Origin of the sequence: Amycolatopsis sp. NPDC059021, assembly GCF_042739895.1 — a bacterium.
Taxonomy (GTDB): Bacteria; Actinomycetota; Actinomycetes; order Mycobacteriales; family Pseudonocardiaceae; genus Amycolatopsis.
In genome coordinates this window covers 1-18,575 of the sequence record NZ_JBHYIQ010000001.1, presented here as the reverse complement: position 1 = coordinate 18,575, position 18,575 = coordinate 1, and the positions used below count along the sequence as shown (strand labels likewise).

12 protein-coding genes are annotated in these 18,575 nt (G+C 67.7%); 8 read left to right on the top strand and 4 right to left on the bottom strand.

Translation table 11 applies throughout. From position 1 onward, the window contains the following. Both ACFWX1_RS00060 and ACFWX1_RS00055 read left to right on the top strand, forming a co-directional pair. Positions 1 to 1,911, top strand: a 1,911-nt coding sequence (locus tag ACFWX1_RS00060; protein WP_378382568.1) for an amino acid adenylation domain-containing protein, incomplete at its 5' end; no start/stop codon positions are given. Further along, on the top strand, positions 1,908 to 2,516 hold the full coding sequence (locus ACFWX1_RS00055) for an LOG family protein (RefSeq protein WP_378382567.1): 609 nt from the start codon (positions 1,908 to 1,910) through the stop codon (positions 2,514 to 2,516). The genes ACFWX1_RS00060 and ACFWX1_RS00055, both read left to right, overlap by 4 nt. Before the next feature lie 359 nt (positions 2,517 to 2,875). On the opposite strand, the gene ACFWX1_RS00050 is transcribed toward ACFWX1_RS00055, so the two are convergent. From ACFWX1_RS00050 to ACFWX1_RS00040, 3 genes are all read right to left on the bottom strand, one after another. Beyond that, positions 2,876 to 6,241 (bottom strand): RICIN domain-containing protein, encoded by a 3,366-nt coding sequence (locus ACFWX1_RS00050; RefSeq protein WP_378382566.1) that lies wholly within the window; start codon positions 6,239 to 6,241, stop codon positions 2,876 to 2,878. A gap of 14 nt (positions 6,242 to 6,255) precedes the next feature. Next, a complete protein-coding gene (locus ACFWX1_RS00045; RefSeq protein WP_378382565.1) occupies positions 6,256 to 9,984 on the bottom strand; it encodes a hypothetical protein in 3,729 nt (1,242 codons plus the stop codon). A gap of 667 nt (positions 9,985 to 10,651) precedes the next feature. Beyond that, positions 10,652 to 11,020, bottom strand: a complete 369-nt coding sequence (locus tag ACFWX1_RS00040; RefSeq protein WP_378382564.1) for a hypothetical protein — start codon at positions 11,018 to 11,020, stop codon at positions 10,652 to 10,654. Between the two features lie 466 nt (positions 11,021 to 11,486). Between ACFWX1_RS00040 and ACFWX1_RS00035 the strand changes: the two genes are divergently transcribed. From ACFWX1_RS00035 to ACFWX1_RS00015, 5 genes are all read left to right on the top strand, one after another. Further along, a complete protein-coding gene (locus ACFWX1_RS00035; protein WP_378382563.1) occupies positions 11,487 to 12,425 on the top strand; it encodes a helix-turn-helix domain-containing protein in 939 nt (312 codons plus the stop codon). Positions 12,426 to 12,712: 287 nt separating this feature from the next. Next, complete coding sequence (locus tag ACFWX1_RS00030) at positions 12,713 to 13,900, top strand: hypothetical protein (RefSeq protein WP_378382562.1); 1,188 nt, start codon at positions 12,713 to 12,715, stop codon at positions 13,898 to 13,900. Positions 13,901 to 14,745: 845 nt separating this feature from the next. Then, a complete protein-coding gene (locus tag ACFWX1_RS00025) occupies positions 14,746 to 15,183 on the top strand; it encodes a helix-turn-helix transcriptional regulator (RefSeq protein WP_378382561.1) in 438 nt (145 codons plus the stop codon). A gap of 142 nt (positions 15,184 to 15,325) precedes the next feature. Further along, positions 15,326 to 15,508 carry a hypothetical protein gene (locus tag ACFWX1_RS00020; protein WP_378382560.1) on the top strand — a complete coding sequence of 61 codons (183 nt, stop codon included), beginning with the start codon at positions 15,326 to 15,328 and terminating at the stop codon, positions 15,506 to 15,508. A gap of 521 nt (positions 15,509 to 16,029) precedes the next feature. Beyond that, positions 16,030 to 16,743 (top strand): hypothetical protein, encoded by a 714-nt coding sequence (locus ACFWX1_RS00015; RefSeq protein ID WP_378382559.1) that lies wholly within the window; start codon positions 16,030 to 16,032, stop codon positions 16,741 to 16,743. A 25-nt stretch (positions 16,744 to 16,768) separates the two neighbouring features. Here ACFWX1_RS00015 and ACFWX1_RS00010 read toward each other — a convergent pair whose 3' ends face one another. After that, on the bottom strand, positions 16,769 to 17,335 hold the full coding sequence (locus tag ACFWX1_RS00010) for a TetR/AcrR family transcriptional regulator (protein WP_378382558.1): 567 nt from the start codon (positions 17,333 to 17,335) through the stop codon (positions 16,769 to 16,771). 189 nt (positions 17,336 to 17,524) lie between these two features. On the opposite strand from ACFWX1_RS00010, the gene ACFWX1_RS00005 reads away from it, so the two are divergent. Then, positions 17,525 to 18,575 (top strand): hypothetical protein (locus ACFWX1_RS00005; protein ID WP_378382557.1); only part of this gene is annotated, 1,051 nt, incomplete at its 3' end.

Here is an 18,575-nt window from a genome sequence, read left to right as displayed (position 1 = left end):
TACCTGAGCGCGGCGATGATCCACCTGCGCGACAACACCCTGCTGACCGAGCCGCGGGGGGGGGGGGGCCGGCACCCCCCCCCGCGCGGCCCCCCCGCCCGGGGGGCCCTCGTCGCGTCCGGCCGTCCGGCCGCCCCGCTCGACTGGCACCCGGACCGCATCGACCGCGCCTTCGCTCGTCAGGCCGCCGAACGGCCGGACGCGACCGCAGTGTCCTATGAGGACGAATCACTCACCTACGCGCAACTCGCCGAGCGGGCCGCCCGGCTCGCCGCGGGCCTGGTGGCGCGTGGCGTCCACCCCGGTGACCGGGTGGGCGTCTGCCTCGACCGCGGCCTCGACCTGGTGGTCACCCTGCTGGCCGTGCTCCAGGCGGACGCGGTCTACGTGCCGATGGACCCGGTCTACCCCGCCGACCGGCTGGCCTACACCGTCGAGGACGCCGATCTCCGGCTCGTGGTGACCGAACTCGACGGATTCCCGGCCGCCGAAGGTGTTTCGCTGCTGTCACCGGCAGAACTGTCCCATTGCGACACTCCCCTGCCCGCCCCCGCGCGAGGTGCGGGCGACGCGGCCTACGTGATCTACACCTCGGGCTCCACCGGACGGCCGAAAGGCGTGGTGGTGCCGCACCGCAACGTGGTGGCGCTGCTGGCCGCGACCTCCGGCGACTTCGGGCTCGGCCAGGACGACACCTGGACGCTGTTCCATTCGAGCGCGTTCGACTTCTCGGTCTGGGAGATCTGGGGCGCGCTGCTCACCGGCGGGCATCTCGTCGTGGTGCCGTACTGGGTCTCGCGATCGCCGGCCGAGTTCCGCGCTCTGCTGGCGTCCCGGGGCGTCACCGTCCTCAGCCAGACGCCGTCCGCGTTCACTCAGCTCATGGCCGTCGATCAGGCCCCGCTCGCGGCGTTGCCGCTGCGCCTGGTCGTGTTCGGCGGTGAAGCGCTGGACCAGAGCCGACTGCGCGCGTGGTTCGACCGCTACCCCGAAACACGGTGCCGGCTGGTGAACATGTTCGGCATCACCGAGACGACCGTCCACGTCACCGCGCAGACGATCACCCGCCGCGACGCGCTGTCCGGCTCCCGTTCGGTCGGTTCCGCCCTGCCGGGCTGGCACGTCTATGTGCTCGACGAACGCGGACGCCCGCTGCCCGCCGGAATTCCCGGCGAGATCTACGTGGGCGGCGAAGGGGTCGCCGTGGGCTACCTCGGCAGGCCGGGCCTTACCGCGCAACGATTCCTGCCCGACCCGTTCACCGGCGGCCGCGTGTATCGCAGCGGCGACCGCGGCCGCCTGCTGCCGGACGGCCGCCTCGAACACCTCGGCAGGCTGGACGACCAGGTCAAGATCCGCGGCTTCCGCATCGAACTCGGCGAGATCCGCGGCGTGCTCCAGCAGTGCTCCGGCGTGCGGGACGCCGCGGTGGTCGTCGGCGGCCGATCCGCCGGCGACACCGCGGCGCTGCGTCTCGACGCCTACGTCGTACTCGACGGGGTGACCACCTCGGCGGTTCGGCAGTGGGCGGCGAAGATGCTCCCCGGCTACATGCTGCCCGCCACTCTCACGACACTGCCCCGGCTACCGCTCACCGCGAACGGCAAGCTCGACGCCGCGCGGCTGCCGGAACCGGAACTCGACCGCGGCACCGCGGCACCGCGCCCGGCAGCGCCCGCCGCGGCGGGCGACCTCGGCGGGGCCCTGCTGGAGATCTGGGAAGCGGTACTCGGCAAATCGATCGGGCCGGACGACACCTTCTTCAACCTCGGCGGCAACTCGCTCTACGCCGTCCGCATCGCAGCCGCGATGCAGGAACGCGGCCTGCCCGCACTCTCGCTGCGCCAGCTGTATCTGAACCCCACCGTTCGCAGGCTGACCAGCGCGCTCCGGAACGACGATCGCGGATGACCCGGCATATGCTCGCCCAGCACGCGCCGGCCGCGAAGCCGGCAGCCGGTCATGGTCCCCGAGGCGCCATCGGCCTGCTTTCCAGTCCGGGCAAGGAGATTCCCGAAACCTACGTCGAGTTCGCGAGCGCGCTCGGCCACCGGCTCGGCCACGCGGGCGCGGACGTGGTCTTCGGCGGCGACGGAAGCGGCGCGCTGGGAGCCGCCGTGCGGGCGGCGATCGCGGGCGGCAGCCGGGTGACGAACGTCGTCCCCGCGCACCTGATGCGCCACCGCGTCCCGCTGGCGGGCTGCGCGGTGTACGTCGTCCCCAACGACCTCGACCACCGGCAGCTGGTGCGTCGCCTCGTCCGGCAGTTCGTCGTACTGCCCGGCGGCCTGGACACCCTGGCCGCGCTCGGCACGCACACGGCGCGACAGGACCATGGCACCCCGTCCGAGCCGGTCGTCCTCGCCAACCTCGACGGCTACTTCGATCCGCTGACCCGCCTGCTCGATCGCGCGTTGCAGGAACGGGTCATCACCACGCAGGAGCGGCACATGGTCGCCGACGCCGAGACGGTGGACGAAGTCCTCGATCTGCTCCGCATCCCGCGCGCGGAGTGAGAACGATCGCGCGTGGCCCGAACGCCTACCGAACGGACGAGGCGAGTTCGCTGAAGCGCCGCAGCAGCGCGTCGCTCCGGCGGGTGGGCCACAGCAGCCGCAGGGCGACCGGTGGCGCGCCCTTGAGCGGCACGTGGGCGACGCGCGCGTGGATGTGGGTCTCGGCGGCCGAGGTGGTCGTGGAGCCGACGCCGCGACCGGCGGCGAGATCGCGAGCCAGCGGGTACGGGCATCGCGGTCCAACGGGTCTGCGCGACGGTATCGTCGGCGCGGAACGGGGAGGACCGGAATCGGTCCTCCCCGGTGTGGACCACGCTCCTGTCTGTCCGAAGTGGAGCCCGGGGCCGGGCTCCGAGTTCTCATTGTGGCAGGAACTCTGCGAACCACTTGTGTCTCGGGCCGGCGGTACCGCCCATCACCACTGGTTCACCGTTGTCGTACGACCCGACCCAGAGCACGAGGCTGCCGTAGGGAGGGAAGATCGTGCCGTCCTTGTAAGGCCCGAGGTCCGCGATCGCCCAGTGCAGGTTGTAGTCGCTGCCCCGGTTGCAGTCGATCTGCATCGCGGGTGCCAACGGCTCGTCGATCCTGCTGCTCTGCACGGCCAGGCATCTGCCGCTGTTGCGGTTGATGACCTTGAAGACCGGGGTTCCGGGCTGCAGTGCGTACTGCCACCTCAGTATCCACTGGTCGGTGAACGTGTTCGCGCAGTCACGCTGGATCGCGGGCGCGAAGTCGTCCATCGAGTTGTCCTTGATGGTGAGGCACTTCCCGGTAGCCTGGTTGTAAATGACCGCGACCTGGTCGTCCGGCATCTCCGGCGAGACCATCGGCGCGAACGCGATCGCGTCGTACGCGATTGGATTCACCCTGCTCAGGTTCGACAGTCGCACGGTGGGGAACTTCTTGTCGTCGAACATGAACCCACCGAGGTAGACCCAGCGGTTGCCACTAGTCGTCGTCTTGCCGTCCAGCCCGAGCCCCGCCGCGTCCTTCTGCCGGATCGTGCGCTTCATCGTGCCCCACGCCGTGTCGACCTCGTAGGTCGCCTCACCCTCGGCCAAGTGGTCGGGAACGTGCACCCAGATCTTCGCCGGCGCTCCCAGTTTCCGGTTCAGCGTCCACGTTCCGGTGATGCGCAGCTCGGTCGGATTCGGACTCAGGTCGGGTTTGTTCTCCGACCACCAGAAGTGCGCACCATAGCCACCGCCCACCTGATGCAGGTCGATCCTGGCCGAAGGGTGGCCGTAGGTCATGTCGAACGAGCCGGAGCTCTCGATCTTGGTGCACGCCTCGCTGATCGCCGGCGTGTTGTACGGCACGTTGTCGATCAGCAGGAACCCGGTGGGCAATCCTCTGGTGTCACAGCGAGGCGGGTAGCTGATGCCGTCGATCCTGTTGCCGTTCTTGTCCCTGCGGAGCGGTTCCTCCTTCTTGTACGTGCCCTTTTGGTCCCAGAATCGGAGGAACTCGACCCCGCACGTCGTGGCGCAGTCCGGCTTCCACACGCTGGACTCGGAGAACCAGCACTTGAGGTCGTACTGACCCGCGGGGTTCTGGTGGTAGCAAGGCCCCATCGGCTCACCGATCACCTCGGGCGCGTTCGGCGACACCTTCGGCCGGTCCGGGTAGCACATGTTGGAGTCGTTGCAGAACTGCGTGACGGGAGGCTTGGCCTTGTCCCGGTTGATCGGACCGTTGATATCGCCTCCCAGCCAGCTGGCCGCACGGAAGAACGGCACCTCGGCGCCGGGGAACTCGTAGCCCGAAGGCGGGTTGGACGCGAACCCGATGACCTTCTCCGGATAGGGCCACCGCTGTGGCGTGGCGAAGTCCCGCGGGTTCTTGCCGAACGGGGCGCGCTGCACGTCGTACTTCGGGTTGACCGGGTTGTTGGCCCAGCCGAGTCCCTTGGCGCCGTTCGTCCCCGGCTCGCCCTCGTAGTGGTAGCCGGAGTTGTACGCCCACAGCGCGTAGAACCAGTTCTCGATCTTGCTAGGATCGTTGTTGTTGATCGTCATGTGGTTACGCTGCAACTGATTCCACTTGGAAATCAGGATCTGCAGCGCCGCCGCCACGTTCACCGCGTAGTCCGTCGCGATCGCCACCTGGTCGCTGTACTGACGCGGTGCGTCGTCCCGGTTCTTCGGATGCGGCCGGCCGGGCTTGCGCATGCCGTCGGTGACCTGTCCGACACCGTAACCGCAGTCGGCCTTGTCCCAGTTGATGGTCCAGTCGTCGGCTGTGGTGTCGTTGTAGTAGTCGACGCCGTAGTAGTTGCCCACCAACGGGTTTCCGGTCTGGCCGGGCAGCACGTGCCGCTTGGCCTGCCAGAGGTTCGACTCCTGTCCGAGGACTCCCAGCAGGATCTGTACCGGCACGCGGGCATTGGCGTCGTCGTTCACCCATCCCGGCGGAACCAGGTTCTGCGGCTTGTAGGGGTCGGTGAGGCCGTTGTTCTTCCAGCCCGCCGAACGTTCGACCAGCAGTTGACCGAAAACCGCCCAGTTCGCCGCCCACTCCACCTGACGTGGTGAAGGCTGGTACACCTGCCGGTTCGGGTTGTTGCGCTCCACCGAACAAGGTGAGTCGTCGATCGTGGTATCCATGGCGTGGAGCCCGTCACTCGTCCCGACAGCACCGATCGAGGCAGTGCTGCGGGCAGGTGTCGGCTCCACCGCGAACTTCGCGGTCTTGCCCGTCTTCGTGCTACGCGCCTCCATTCGGGTCTGCTGCTTCTCCGGCGCACCGGGCGAGGCCAGCGGGTCGACCTGGCCGACGAGCGCCAGTTCGCCACTCGTGGAGACGCGCGATCCGGCAGGAGCGTCCAGCTTGCGCACCTCGGCGGGCAGCTGCTCGGCCTTCGCGGTGCCGGTGATGAACACGTTGCCACCGCCGGAGGTCGTGGTGTCGACCTCGCCGATCTTGCCGGTGGCCAGCGTGGACGTCACGCCACCGGCGAGCCTGCGGATGCGGCTGGTCTCCTTCTCCTGTTCGGAGAACACCACACCGCCGCCCGAGTCTGGACGGAGCCGGTGGGCGATGCCGGATGTGGCGGCGACGGCGGTGCGCTTGCCCTGGCGAGTCACCTTCTCGATACGGCCGAGAGCAGCGACGAGGATGTCATCACCAGCAGGCACAGCGGAGGTGCCCTGGCCGGGCAGCTCGATACGCGGACTCAGCTTGGCGTTCGAGGCGTCCAGCACAAGTACGCCGGTCTTCTCCGCCGTCGCCTGAGTCAGGGCGACGCGTTCGTCGGCGCCGCAGCCGGGGTTGAAGTAGGCCAGAGAAGTGTGGACGGGGACCGGCGTGACCACACCCGAGTTCAGGTCGACGATCGCGGTGAATCCACCCCGGTCGAAGAGTTCCTCCTGGTTGGTGAACGTACGCGGCGCGTAGACCACGACGAGCCGCTGCCCGGAAGCGGTGAGGCAGGCGTTGCCGATCCAGCTGTCCGCATCCAGACCTGGCCGGGCGAGCGTCGCGATGGTGCGCCAGCTGTAGCCGGTGCGGGCATCGGCGGTCATCACGTGGAAGCCCCTGCCGTCGCCGACCGTGGTCCACATCCGGTCGCCGGAGGACTTCCAGTCCTTGCCCAGGATTTCCGCCCGCCGTGACTCGGCGACGGAGGCCGACGGAGCGGGTTCGGCGGTCGAGACCTGTTGCGATACGACCAAGGTGGTGAAGAACAGCCCAGCGACGAGCGCCAGGCAACGGTTTCTCATCCGGGTTCCCCTCATCAGAAGCCCATCTTTCGCAGCTGGACGGAGTAGACAGCCGTAAACAGATCGGCGCCCTTACGGTTGGGGTGGAACGACTGCGCGGATACCGGCGTAGTAAGTTTCGGGTCGTCACCAGCGGTCTTGTCGGTGACGACCGCATTGAACGCCTTTTCGCCGCTGCCGCACAGCTCGTGGTTCTCGAACCCGGCAGGGGTCATGTAGGTGACCGGGATCCCCTTGCCGTAGGCGTCCGCGACGGCGCTCTTGATCACGCCTTCCATCAGCGTGGCCATGTCGTTGAGCCAGTCGGTCTCCGCGTCGTTGAGCGATGGGACCAGGCAGCCACCGTCGTCGGCGAACAGCCGCGGGTATCCCATGACCAGGATCTGCGCGTTCGGCGCGGCTTTACGGATCTCGGCGAACACGGCGCGGACCGACGGGCCGACCTCGTCGCGGATCCGGCGTGGTTCGGCATCCTTGAGCGCGACGCCGTTGTCCATGCCGAGCGCACTGTCCTGGCACAGCGCGCCGGGCTTCAAGCACTGCAGGATCACCTCGGTGAACTCGGCGTCGTTGCCGCCGATCGACAACGTCACAAGCGTGGTGTTCTCGTCCAGAAACCCCTTGTCCAGCTGGGACACCTCGCGGTACGGACCGGGTCCGCCGACGCGGCCCCTGCCGTCGCGCGGCGGGTCGGCCTCGCCGGGTCTGGGGCTGGGCAGCAAATTGTGCGCGCGGGCGCCGGAGCAGGCGACGAAGTGGAAGTCGACGTCGCTGTTGTAGTCGTCGGCATGTTTGCCGATGCTCCAGTTGTTCTGCAGCGTGCCCTGCCGCGCCCATGCCTCTTTCGAGCGGTGGCAGGCGTTGCGGTGCGCGTTGCCGCCGTTGTTGTCGCTCTCGGTGAAGAACCGCTCGCCGAGGAGCCCGCCGGAGCCCTCGCCGGAGGCGAACGAGTCGCCGAGCGAGACGATGAAGTGCTTGGGTTTGTTCTGGCCCAGCGGGTTGATGGCAATGGCGTCCCAGGCTACGTCCTCGACCGTGTCGCCGTCGGCGGTGATATTACTCAGCGTCACCTTGGGTACGCCGTCGAACTGGAACACACCCAGTGCCACCCACTTGTTCTCTTCGGTGCGCTGCAGCAGCGAGCGTGTCTTGCGCACACCGTTGCCGAGGTCGACGGTGTAGGAGGCCTGCTGGGTGTGCGCACCGATCTCGGGCATGTGCACGTAGACCTGCGCCCAGCCGGTGTAGGATTCGTCGAGCGACCATGTGCCGGTCGTCTTCAGCGCACCTGCGCGGGTCTGCTCGTCCTTGCGGGCGTGCCCGAACCAGAAGTGCCCGCCGAATCCCGCGCTGATCTGCGAAGTATCTATTTTGGATAGTGAACCTGTCTCGGGGTTGCTGCCGAAGTCGAATTTGAAGGACCCCGCCGCGAACCATTTTCGTTCACAACCCGGCCGGATCGTGCGGAACGAGTCCGGCACGTCGTCGATCACCCACGCGCCGTCGAGCGGAATCGGCATCTCGCACACCGGTGGTGCCTTGGTGCCGTCCGGCTGCTCCGGGTACTTCCCCGTGTCGAAGCGCTCCTGGCTCACGCCGCAGGTGCGCTGGCAGTTCTGCTTCCACGGGTTGCTGGTGTGCACCCAGCACTTGAGATCGTACTGGCCAGCTGCGTTCTTGTGCGCGCACGGACCAGGCTTCTCGCCTTCAAGGCCAGGTTCGCTGGGCTGGAACGACTCACCGGGCCGGCAGTCGTTGCTCAGATCGCAGAACGTCGTGTTCGGCGGCTTGACCTGGAACTTGAAAGCCTCGTCGAACCACCACGACGGCTTGAACCCCGGGCCATCCGGTTTGTCGATCGAGTTGCCCGCAAAGCCGAGCACCTTCTCCGGATACGGCCACTCCTGCGGCCGGGCGGCGTCCGAGGGCGACTTGTGCAGAAACGGCTTGCGATTGACGTTGTAGCGTGGGTTAACCGGATTGTTCAGCCAACCCAATCCCCACGGCGACCCGTCGCCCTTGTCGGGGTAGAAGCCCGAGTTGTACGCCCAGATCGCGTAGAACCAGTTCTCCAGCGCGGCCGGGTCGTCGTCGCCGAGCGTGATCTCCCTGCCTGGCTCGTGCAGTTGGTTCCACTTGTCCTGCAGGATCTGCAGCGCCGCCGCGATGTTGACGGTGTAGTCCATCACGATCGCCTTCTGCTCCACGGCGGAGCGGAAGCCAGGCTTGCCGGGGATCTCGTAGCCGTGGCGGCGCATACCGTCGGTGACCTGTCCGACGCCGTAGCCGCAGTCGGCGTCCTTAAAGCTGATCTTCCACGTGCCCTCGTCGCGGATGCTCGACCCGTCGAGGCCGTAATAGTTGCTGACCAGCGGATTGCCCGCCGCGCCGTCGGGCACAGTACGTGCCGCCTGCCAGAGGTTCGACTCCTGCGCCAGGATCCCGAGCAGCAGCTGCGGTGGCACCTTCGGCTTCGGATACCGGGTGATCAGCTGGCGTGGCGGGAGCATACGTTGCGGCGAGTAGGACGGCAGCCCGGTCGACTTCCAGTTCGCCGGACGGGTGAACGTCAGCCCACCGTTGACCGCCTCGTTGGCCGCCCACTCCACCTGACGCGGCGTCGGCTGGTATACCTGCACTCCCGGATCGTTACGCGGCACGGCGCAGCTGTAGCCGTCGTCGACCGGGTTGTTCGGGTTGTCGGCGGCTTCGAGCCGTGGCCCGGCGCTCCCGGTTTCGGCCGGTATGCCGGCTACGGGGCCGTCGGCGACGGCCGTGAAGTGCACATCCTTCTTGGTCTGCATCGACTTCGCCGCGATCTTGATCTCGCTGCCGGCCGTGTTCACCGAGGTGAGGACAAGGCGTCCAGTGCTGGTCGGCTGGGCGTTGACCGGCGCGTCGATCCGGCTGACCGTTGCGGGCAGCTTCTCCACTGTGGACGGGGAGCCGAGGAGGAACGTCCGGCCCTTCGTGCCCCTGGCGAGGCCGACCTCGCCGAGCTGGCCGCTGGCGAGTGTCTGCACCTTCGCGCCTTCGACCCGGACCGCTTTGGCCTGGTCGCCGACGTGGTCGACGAACCCGATACCACCGGCCGTGTCGACCGTGACGCCGAACGGGGTGTTGGTCGCGTTCGCGATCGGCGTGCGCTTGCCGTCAGCACCGATCCGCACCAGCCTGGCGCCGTCAGCGGCGACGATGCCATTCGAAGTGGGCACCGCCGAGGTCACATCTCCCGGCAGTTCAACGGTTCCAGTGCTCTTGCCAACTGTCGCGTCGATGTTGACGAGACGAGTCTTGCCGATCGTCTCACCGCCGAGCTGCGTGAGCACGGCCTGCTCCCCCGTGCCGCAACCGGGGTTGAAATAGGCGAGCGACGATCTCGCGCCGAGCTTGGTGACGGTGCCAGCGGCGAGGTCGACGACCGCGCTGAACCCGCCGCGGTCGAACAGGTCCGGCTTGTTGGTGAACTGCCGCGGCCCGTAGACGACGACGGCCTTCGCACCGCTCTCCGTCAGGCAGGCGTTGCCGATCCAGCGGTCGGTGTCGAACCCCGGTTCGCTGAGCGTGGCCGCAGTCCGCCACTGATAGCCGTACTCGGACTTCGCGGTCAGCACATGGAAGCCGTCCGCGTCACCAATCGTGGTGAACGCGACATCACCCGGCGCGTTGCTCACCGCGTCGACCGGTTCCGGTGCGGCGACGGCGACCTCGGCCTGACCGGCCAGGGCGGCTACCACAAGCACGCACAAAGCACGTTTGACCTTATTCAATTTCGCTCCCCAGAAACGTTTCGGCCCCAGCGTTCCCAGCCCGCACCTGGACAGCAGCCGGTGTTGACGTTCTGGAACTCGCGGGTGCCGTCATTACAGACCTTGATCTTCCACCGCTGCAAGTTCAGGCCGTCGCCCCCCGAACAGCCGCGCCCAGGAGAGGCGAAACTGTCCTCCAGGCACCGGCCGGTTTCCTGGCTGCGGAACGCGCACCACGTGACCTCATCGAATTTCTTCCCCAGTACGACACGGCCACCAGGCCGGACGGCGAACCAGGGTCCTACGTCGACCGGCTGGCCGAACTACGCGCCCGCTACGGCCCGGAGGAGCCCGTGGCCCGCGCGCTGGCGGTCAACGGAAATGAATGCGCGGCCGCCGTGCGCCGTACTGAACAACTTCTCCGGCGTGCCGAAACCCAGGCAGACAGCGGGGTGTGACCTCGCAGGAAAGCCGACTCGACCGGCGGCAGCCGTGACCCCGGCTGCCGCCGCGACTGTGGGAGTGCCGAAGCTCTCAGCGAGGGCGTTGCCCGTCGGCAGATACGGAACTCGCGCGTAACGCCGTGATCATGTCATCAGCCTGGCACCAAGATGTTCTTCGTCGCGTTCACCGCATGTCGAACCTCAAGCCCTCCAGCCATTCAGCAGTGGCCGATTCCCCATTCGGGGTCCTTGCCCGTGGACAGGTACGCGGCGCTGACATAACCGATGGTCTGATAGGGGTAGTCGACATCGGTGGCGGTGTAGTACCAGACGTTGTTACCGTTGATCACTTCGCCTTCCTTCCAACAGCGTAGCTGCACCGATCTGCCCTTGTCCAAAAGGACGACGTAGTCGGAGTTCTTGGTCGGCTGTGCGCGCTGATAAACCCGGTCGAGGGTTTCCGCGCACAGCCAGTACGAATTGACGTAGCACTTGTACGCGACCTGCACCGAGACTTCGGACGAGGGTTTAGACGCGGCGCCTTGCGCGGTACCGCTCATTATTCCGAGCGCTGCGGCGATGCTCACCAGTGTCGCTCCCAGTCGGGCAGAGTGCTTGCTCAACGACATTATTGTTCCCTTTCGGATCGGTCAGCGCTACGACGGCGGATGGTTGCCGACGTAGCGGCTGGTACGGAGCACCTCTTCCACGGCGCGCAGACCGCACCTTCCCCCAGAGTGGCGGTATGAGCATCTCGCGCGTAGCGACCTTTGGCAGGCTACCGGCACACAACCGTTCGTGGATTGGAAAAATGTCAGCTCAGGCGGTCCGGCACGCCGTGCGGCACGGGGCGCGTGGCCGGGTAAAGCTGTTGCTCCGGATGGTGGTGCCATATCCCTGCCGATGATGTACCTCGTGGCCCGGTCATGGTGATCCTCGGCGTAGGGCCGGGTCGCGCGCGGGTCATTGCCTTGCCCAGCGTCGGCCACCGTGTCATGCTGCCGTGCTGGTGTTGTCGATCGCAGCCTCACCGGGGGAAGTGGGGGAACCGAGGTGCGGTACAACGGTGAATCAGAGTCCGCCGGCCAGTTCTGGCGGACCCGGCAACCGGACCGTCGGCTGGCGCGCTGGGTGAACTTCTATCTGGCTTATCGCCGGACGGCCGGCGTGTCGGGCATCCGCACGGTGGCCGCGCTGAATTCGATAGTGATGATCATCGATTTGGAGCCGGCGATCCAGCGTTCGCTGGTGGGATCGCCACTATCGGTGGTCTCGCCGGTCACGGGACTGACCGGCGGTCCGATCGCCTACGAGAGACTGGGCCGGGAACAAGGCATCATTGTCGAGCTGACACCGCTGGGAGCGCGGGCGTTGTTCGCTATGCCTCTACGGGAACTCGGCACGGCCAGGGTAGGGATGGTCGATCTCCTTGGTGCCAGTGCGCGTCGCCTGACGGAACAGCTATGGGAGGCCAGGGGCTGGGATCATCGGTTCCGGATTCTCGACCACTGGCTGGCGGACAGGCTCCTGGACGGCCCAGCCCTGGCCAAGGCGCTCGCAGGCAGCTGGCAAAGCCTGACCGTGGCGAGAGGTAACGTCAGAATCGACGATCTGGCCGCCCAGGCGGGCGTGAGCCGACAACACCTGGCGACCAGTTTCCACCGTGAAATCGGCCTGCCGCCGAAGACAGTCGCGCGCGTGGCACGCTGCCACTGGGCGATCCGGCTCATCACAGGCAGGAACCCGCCTTCGCTGCCTGCCGTCGCAGCGCTGTGCGGTTACACCGATCAGGCGCACCTGAACCGGGACTTCCGCCTCCTGGTCGGTTGCACCCCGACCGGGCTGCTGCGCTCAGGTGACGCGCACATCGACCTCTTCCTCGGCAGTGAAATCGCCCTGCGGCCTCGGCAGCGCACGGGAACGCCGTTGGAATCAGGGCGGCCACTGTCATCAACGGACGTGGTGGCGCGGCAAAGGGAGTCGTTGCCGTAGCCGAGGAACTCGGCGGCTGTGGAACCGCAGAGCCAGCCCTCTCATGGGCAGAAAGCCGCGCACGGATCACGTCGAACACGGCTTCCGCGTCCCTGCGAAGAAAAGTGGGACGTACAGGGGCCGCCTGTGCGCGAACTGGACTGCGCGGCGCAGGTAGTCATGCAGCTGGATCGGCCATCCCGGCCGGGACACGAACATGTGGTCCCCGCCGTCGCCGGACATCGCGACCGTGCAGCGTAGTCTCGACGACGGACTGCCCGTCAGTCTGTCCCACCAGGGAGGCCGAGATGGGACCCCCACAGCTCGAGGCAGAACTCCGCACCATTCTCGTGGTGGACATTGAGGACTTCGCCCTCCCCGCCCGGAGGCTGCCCGACCGGCTCGCCCTACGCCAAGGCCTCTACGAGGTGCTGCAGCAGGGATGGTCCGCCGCCGGTGTGTCCTGGGAAGACAGCTACCGTGAGGATCGAGGCGACGGGGTGCTGGTCATCGCTCCCGCTGGGACGTCGCCGACGGTTTTCGTTGATGTCCTGCCGGGGGCCATCACCGCGGCACTGCGCCGGCACAACGCCTCCCGCCCTTTCGGACAACGCCTCCAGCTGCGGCTCGCCCTGCACATCGGTGAGGTCACCTTCGACGACTACGGTCCTTACGGGGCCTCGACCACTGTGACATTCCGGCTGGCCGACGCCTTGCACAGGGAGGTCAGCTCGCTGGCCGGCTCACCGAGCGTGCTGGCTGTGATCACCTCCGAGCGGTTCTTCGACGAAGTGGTGCGGCACAGCCGGATCATCGACCCTGCCACCTTCCGCCCGGTCACCGTGATGGGGAAAGAGACCTCCGTGGTCGGCTGGTTCCGGGTGGTGCCCGACAGCACCGGCCCGGTCGCGCCGGTCGAGCTGCCGGTGACGATCTATCTCTCCGACGAACGGATCCACGAGCAGGTCGAAGCGGCTGTCGAGAATCTGCTCAGCATCGTCGGCGCCGAGGTCACCGAACGGGACGATCCGGTATTCGGTTCGTGGTTCCGGCGGTTGCGGACCAGGGCCGCCACGTCGCCGGCCGCCCGGGAAGCGGCGGCGGCTGCGGCGCACGCATTGGACGCGAAGCTGGTGCTGAGCCAGGACGCGTCCATCACCGCGACCATGCTGCAGAACCTCGGCCCGGTCCTGACCGCGCTGCAACCGACCCCGGACGCAGTGCTCAGGATCGGCGCTCTGCTGATCGTGAAATCCGACGACGTGGTCGCGGTCCACCAGCTCACCGCGGTGCAGCAGCTCACCCTGGATCACCAGCCGCACCTGCTCACTTCCCCACACGACATCCTGCGCGCGCTCGGCCTGCTCACCGCCAATCAGCAGCCCACCGCTGCCGCGGTGGTGGAACCCGTCGCCCTGCCGCGCCCGGATTGTCGTCAGACCAGCACCGACCCCACCAACGGAAACGCCGACCAACCACGGCCGCCGGCTGACTGACGGCGTATCTCGCCCCCTGCCCAGTCGTCCTTGGCTCTGTGCCCGATTCGACACCGCCGCGCACGCGCTGCAAGCCGCCAATCTCCACCTCGGCGACCTCGTCCCGGCCTACCTGCACCAGCGGCTGTGGCCACCCGTCACGTCGAACCTTGGCAGGAACGGCTTCACAGAGACCGGCAACCGACCAACCAGCAGGTTTAGGTTGTCCGGACAACCGGGGGGACCTCAGGTTGCGCGCGCCCGACAGGGCCCAACCTTATTTGCATCGACGCCGAACAAGCCAGCCGGTCACAAGAATCCGCAGCTCACGCCGAGGATGGTTTCGTGTGAGTGCTGCACGAACCGCCCCCGGGCTTCGAACTCACACAACACGCTGGCGCTTCATCGATGAACGGAGCTATCGTGCGTCGCATGAATACGCATCCTGCGCATGGATGCTACGAATACGTGTTCGAGTTTTCGGACACTCCCTTACCCCACGGGTTTCGGATCCGTAGGGAAAATTTGTGCCGGTACACGGCTACCGCAGTCTGATGGTATCGGTCGCTCGTCCGTGGCGGGCATGCACGATAGGCCTCTTCTGTGGCCTCTGTCCGGTGCTGTCCCTGCGTGGCGGCTGCAGTCGAGTTCGAGAGTGAGCTGGTCCGGTGGTTGTGCCGGGCAGACAGTCTGTCGCGCGACAGCTGGCCGAAGTTCGCGGGTCTCGCGACCGCAGAAGATTTCCAGCCCGCGGCGACACAGGTTCTCCCGCATCTCGCGCGGGCTGCGGTCGCCGGCCTGTCTGTCCGCCGGAAGCAGACCTGCCGCAGTCTGCAGAAGATGTTCCTCGCGGACGTAGACGTTGCATGGCCCGTCGTCCGGTCGCGGTGCGGCGGGCGATCACGTTCATCGACGACCACGCCCACGAAGACATCAGCGCCGCGGACATCGCCGCCACCGCACGCACCACCATCCGCGCCGTCCAGCACGCCTTCCGCCGCCACCTCGGCACCACCCCGATGGAATATCTCCGCCAGGCCCGCCTCCAGCACGCACACCAGGAGTTGCTGGCCGCCGACCCCACCACCGGGGCCACGGTCACCGAGATCGCCGCCCGCTGGGGCTTCTTCCACCCCGGCCGCTTCGCCCACCACTACCGCACCGCCTACGGCTGCCCGCCCTACGACTGGCAACGTGGTGGTCCCACAACAGTGGCAGGCGACAGTCGGACTAGCCCTGCGCAAGGCCCACGGCACAACTACCTTGTGCGACTTCGTGGTGGCTCAACCAGACCTGAGTTGTGAGTCGCTGCCCGGCCGAGACGTGCGCTGTGCTCCAGTCCGCTGCGCTTCTCAGGCGTGAATGACGACGAGGCCGGTTCACTGCCGGACGCGCCTCAACGACGGTGCCGTTACTTGTTCTCCCGGCCTCAGCCAGGACGGCGGGATGGTCATGCAGTTCAATCTCCGCAGCAGCGATTTGCTCGCGGGGTCTATCCCATGCTCGGTGTTCCCGGCGTTGTTGATCACCGGAACCGCCAACCTCGTGGCCATGGTGGTCTGTCGGGACCCCGAAGCGTTGTACCAGTATGTGAATGAGCGCATCGGTTCGTTCGACTCGGTGCGGTGATCTGCGCGAGCATGTCATCGGTTCGTGCTGAATCGGCATCCGCATTGAAGAGTTCTGTGATGTCCCAATACCTCGGGCCGGCCGGATCTGCGCCCGTCCTCGAACCGTGAAGACAAACCGGCGTTCATGGCACTCGGGGCGATATTCACCAGATATCGATGGTGTTCGACTCTTTTCACGAGCAGATCGAGAATCTCACTCAGGATGAAGCCTGACGTCGCCCGCACCGACAGCACCGCCCGACGTCGTGAACGCGCCGTTGCCGACGATCAACGTCCCGAACGGAGCGTTCGCGACACTCAAGACCACGGCACCAACCCCAATGGAACGCCAAGACTGTGACCGCCACGGCGCCCGATCCAGCGGCATCCCCGAGGATCCGCATGGTCGATCGGCAGGCTCCCGTGACGACGGCGATGCGGCCCGTCAGTGGCCGGTCCCCGGTCTCACCGGACTTGTCGACCGCGCGTATACGGCGGCTGTCGATCGTTCGTCCACCCGCCCCAGGTTGACTCCGTCCCATGGCGACACCCGGCTTCCCGCCCGGCACCCTCGACGAGGCCGGCTTCCCGGTCTGGTCCAAGGAGCTGGCCGGCGACGACCCGAACCATCTGGTGCACGTGGTCCGCGACCTCGATCCCCGGACCGCGCTGCGGGTTCTGGGTGCCGAACCCGACCGGATCGTCCCGTGCGTCCTGCCCGCGGCCAAGCCGGACGAGTGGACCAGCCTGCCGCAGGCCGCACTCGGCACGGACGCGCCGGAGGACGGAACCGTTCTGCTGGCGGGGCGGACCGGCGCCTGGACGTTCGTCTACGACGACGCGGGCCTGACCTACACCGCCGGGCCGGACGACATCGAGGCGGCGGCCGTGCTGTCAGCGGCAGGCGGTGTGGCGGCGATGGCGAACTGGACCATCAACGGCGACACCGGTCTCGACTACGGCGTCGGCGGGATGCTGGTGTTCAGCACCGCGGAAGGCATCGACCCCGACCTCGACGGCGACCGGCTGCCCGCCGAACTCCGTCCCGCGGTCGACGCCGCCGGATTCTTCGACCTCGCCGACCTGCGCGCCTCCGGTCTCGAAGACCCGGACGACGGGATCGACGACATCGACGAGGAGTATCTGGACTGCGGCCGGAACTGGCGCGTGGTGTGCGCGCTGGCCGGGTTCCGGCTCACCCTGGACGACCTCCGGCGGCTGCCTCTGCTCATGGCCCCGCGCGAAGGGAACTGAGCTCCCGCCGTCCCGGCGGCAGGGCTCAACTGCTACGGCTCGCGCCCCCCTGCTCCGCGCCGAAACCCCGCAGGAACGTGTCCACAACGACATCAGCGGCGTGCGCGTCGCTCAGGTCGGGGAGTTCGCGTGACGCCAGGCGCAGCAGCTGCCCGAGCACACGCCCCGGCCAGCGGTCGGGCAGGCCGGGGCGGAGCAATCCGTCCTCGGTGGCCCGCTGGAGAAACCGTTCGACCTCGTCGACCGCCCGCAGCCGCCGCTCCCAGATCTCCGGCACCGCCCGCATCTTGCTGAGTTCGACCGGCCACTTGCGATTCACGCCGATGATCCCCTCGACGTACCGGTGCAGCGCGACCGGCACAGGCGCCACGCGGAGCCGGGCGGCCTCGATCGCCGCCTCGATCGCGTCCAGCCGTGCCTCGTACACCGCCGCCAGCAGTTCGTCCCGTCCGGCGAACCGCCGGTACACGGTGCGGCGGTCCACGCCCGCCTCGGCCGCGATCGCGGCGACGCTGGTCGCGGGTTCGTCGGCGAGCATGCGAGCCCCCGTGGTCAGCACGAGCTCGAGGTTACGCGCGGCGTCGGCTCTCATCGTCACCAAGATACTCGCCGATGTAGCGCTTGGTGCGGATATCCGCTACATCACCGTGGTGTTTTACCTCCGGACGGCGAGCACGCGCGCAAGGACGGCGCTTTCGCCGTCGACCGTTCGTATACGGGCTGTGGACGTCGTGAGAGGAGCGTTTCCGGTGCGGTGGCTTGTCCGGGAGGGGGTGTTCGGGTGTCGTTGGAGATGCCGAAGGAGCTGGCTTGGCTCCTGGTACCGGTCTTCGGTGGTCTGTGGCCGCGCGGAGACGAAGACGCCCTGCGCGCCCTCGCGGACGAGTGGGAAGCCTTCGGCGATCAGCTCGCCGGTTCCGGCCTCGCGCTGCCGAAGCTGGGCGCGGACGTCGCCAACGGCGTCGGTGGCGCGGTAGGGAGGAACTTCTTCCGCGCCGGTTACGAGCTGGGCAAGTTCGACCAGGACTTCGTCGGCATGGCGCGGGAACAAGCCGCCACCCTGCGGGCGCAAGCACTGGCCATCGAATCGAACAAGCTCTCGATGATCATCGCCACGGCGTGGCTGGCGGCCGAGATCGCCCAAGCGATTTTGGAACCCTGGTTCGCCGCGACGTTTCCGGCCCTGGTCGCGCTGGTCCGATTCCGGGTGCTGGAGAACATGATCAAAGGCTCCGCGATGAAAGCGGCCGTGGTGTCCGCCGCGCGGGAGGCCGTCGAAGAAGGCGTGCAGGACATCCTGGGCCAGCTGATCCAGATCATCCAGGGCCACCGCCACGGTATCGATGGCACATCCCTCGGCATGGCCGTCGGCATGGGCGCCGGAGCCGGTGCCTTCGCCCACGGCCTGCAGCACTACGTCGCCAAGTACAAACCCCAGCTGGCCGCCTCCACCGCCGGCGCGGTGCTCGTCGAGGCCACCACGGAACTCGCGGTCGGCCTCGCTTCGCTGCCGCTGGGCGGTGACGCGGCCGGGCTGGGCTTCTCGGTGCTCGGCGGTGCCTTCTCCGGCGCCGTGACCCACAAGGCACACCAGTTCGGCCATCACCTGGCACCCCACGCCACACCGAAAACCCCCGACATCGACATCGACGTGCCGGCGCCGCCCTCCAGCCCGCCCGCCTCGCCGGACGAGACGCCACCGCCGGCGAGCGGCATCCCCGCCCCCGGCCCGGCCCCCCCCCCCCCGGGCCCGCGGGCCCCCCCCGGCCCGCCCCCCCCCCGCCCGGTCACCCCCGCGACCAAGGGCCCCGCGCCCCACCGCCCCCCCCGTG

What these genes read in the sequence shown, in the direction of transcription:
- ACFWX1_RS00055 (WP_378382567.1), top strand. Translation starts at nt 1,908, where the DNA reads ATGACCCGGCATATGCTCGCCCAGCACGCGCCGGCCGCGAAGCCGGCA.
- ACFWX1_RS00050 (WP_378382566.1), bottom strand. Translation starts at nt 6,241, where the DNA reads ATGAGAAACCGTTGCCTGGCGCTCGTCGCTGGGCTGTTCTTCACCACC.
- ACFWX1_RS00030 (WP_378382562.1), top strand. Translation starts at nt 12,713, where the DNA reads ATGGGACCCCCACAGCTCGAGGCAGAACTCCGCACCATTCTCGTGGTG.
- ACFWX1_RS00025 (WP_378382561.1), top strand. Translation starts at nt 14,746, where the DNA reads ATGGCCCGTCGTCCGGTCGCGGTGCGGCGGGCGATCACGTTCATCGAC.
- ACFWX1_RS00020 (WP_378382560.1), top strand. Translation starts at nt 15,326, where the DNA reads ATGGTCATGCAGTTCAATCTCCGCAGCAGCGATTTGCTCGCGGGGTCT.
- ACFWX1_RS00015 (WP_378382559.1), top strand. Translation starts at nt 16,030, where the DNA reads ATGGCGACACCCGGCTTCCCGCCCGGCACCCTCGACGAGGCCGGCTTC.
- ACFWX1_RS00010 (WP_378382558.1), bottom strand. Translation starts at nt 17,335, where the DNA reads ATGAGAGCCGACGCCGCGCGTAACCTCGAGCTCGTGCTGACCACGGGG.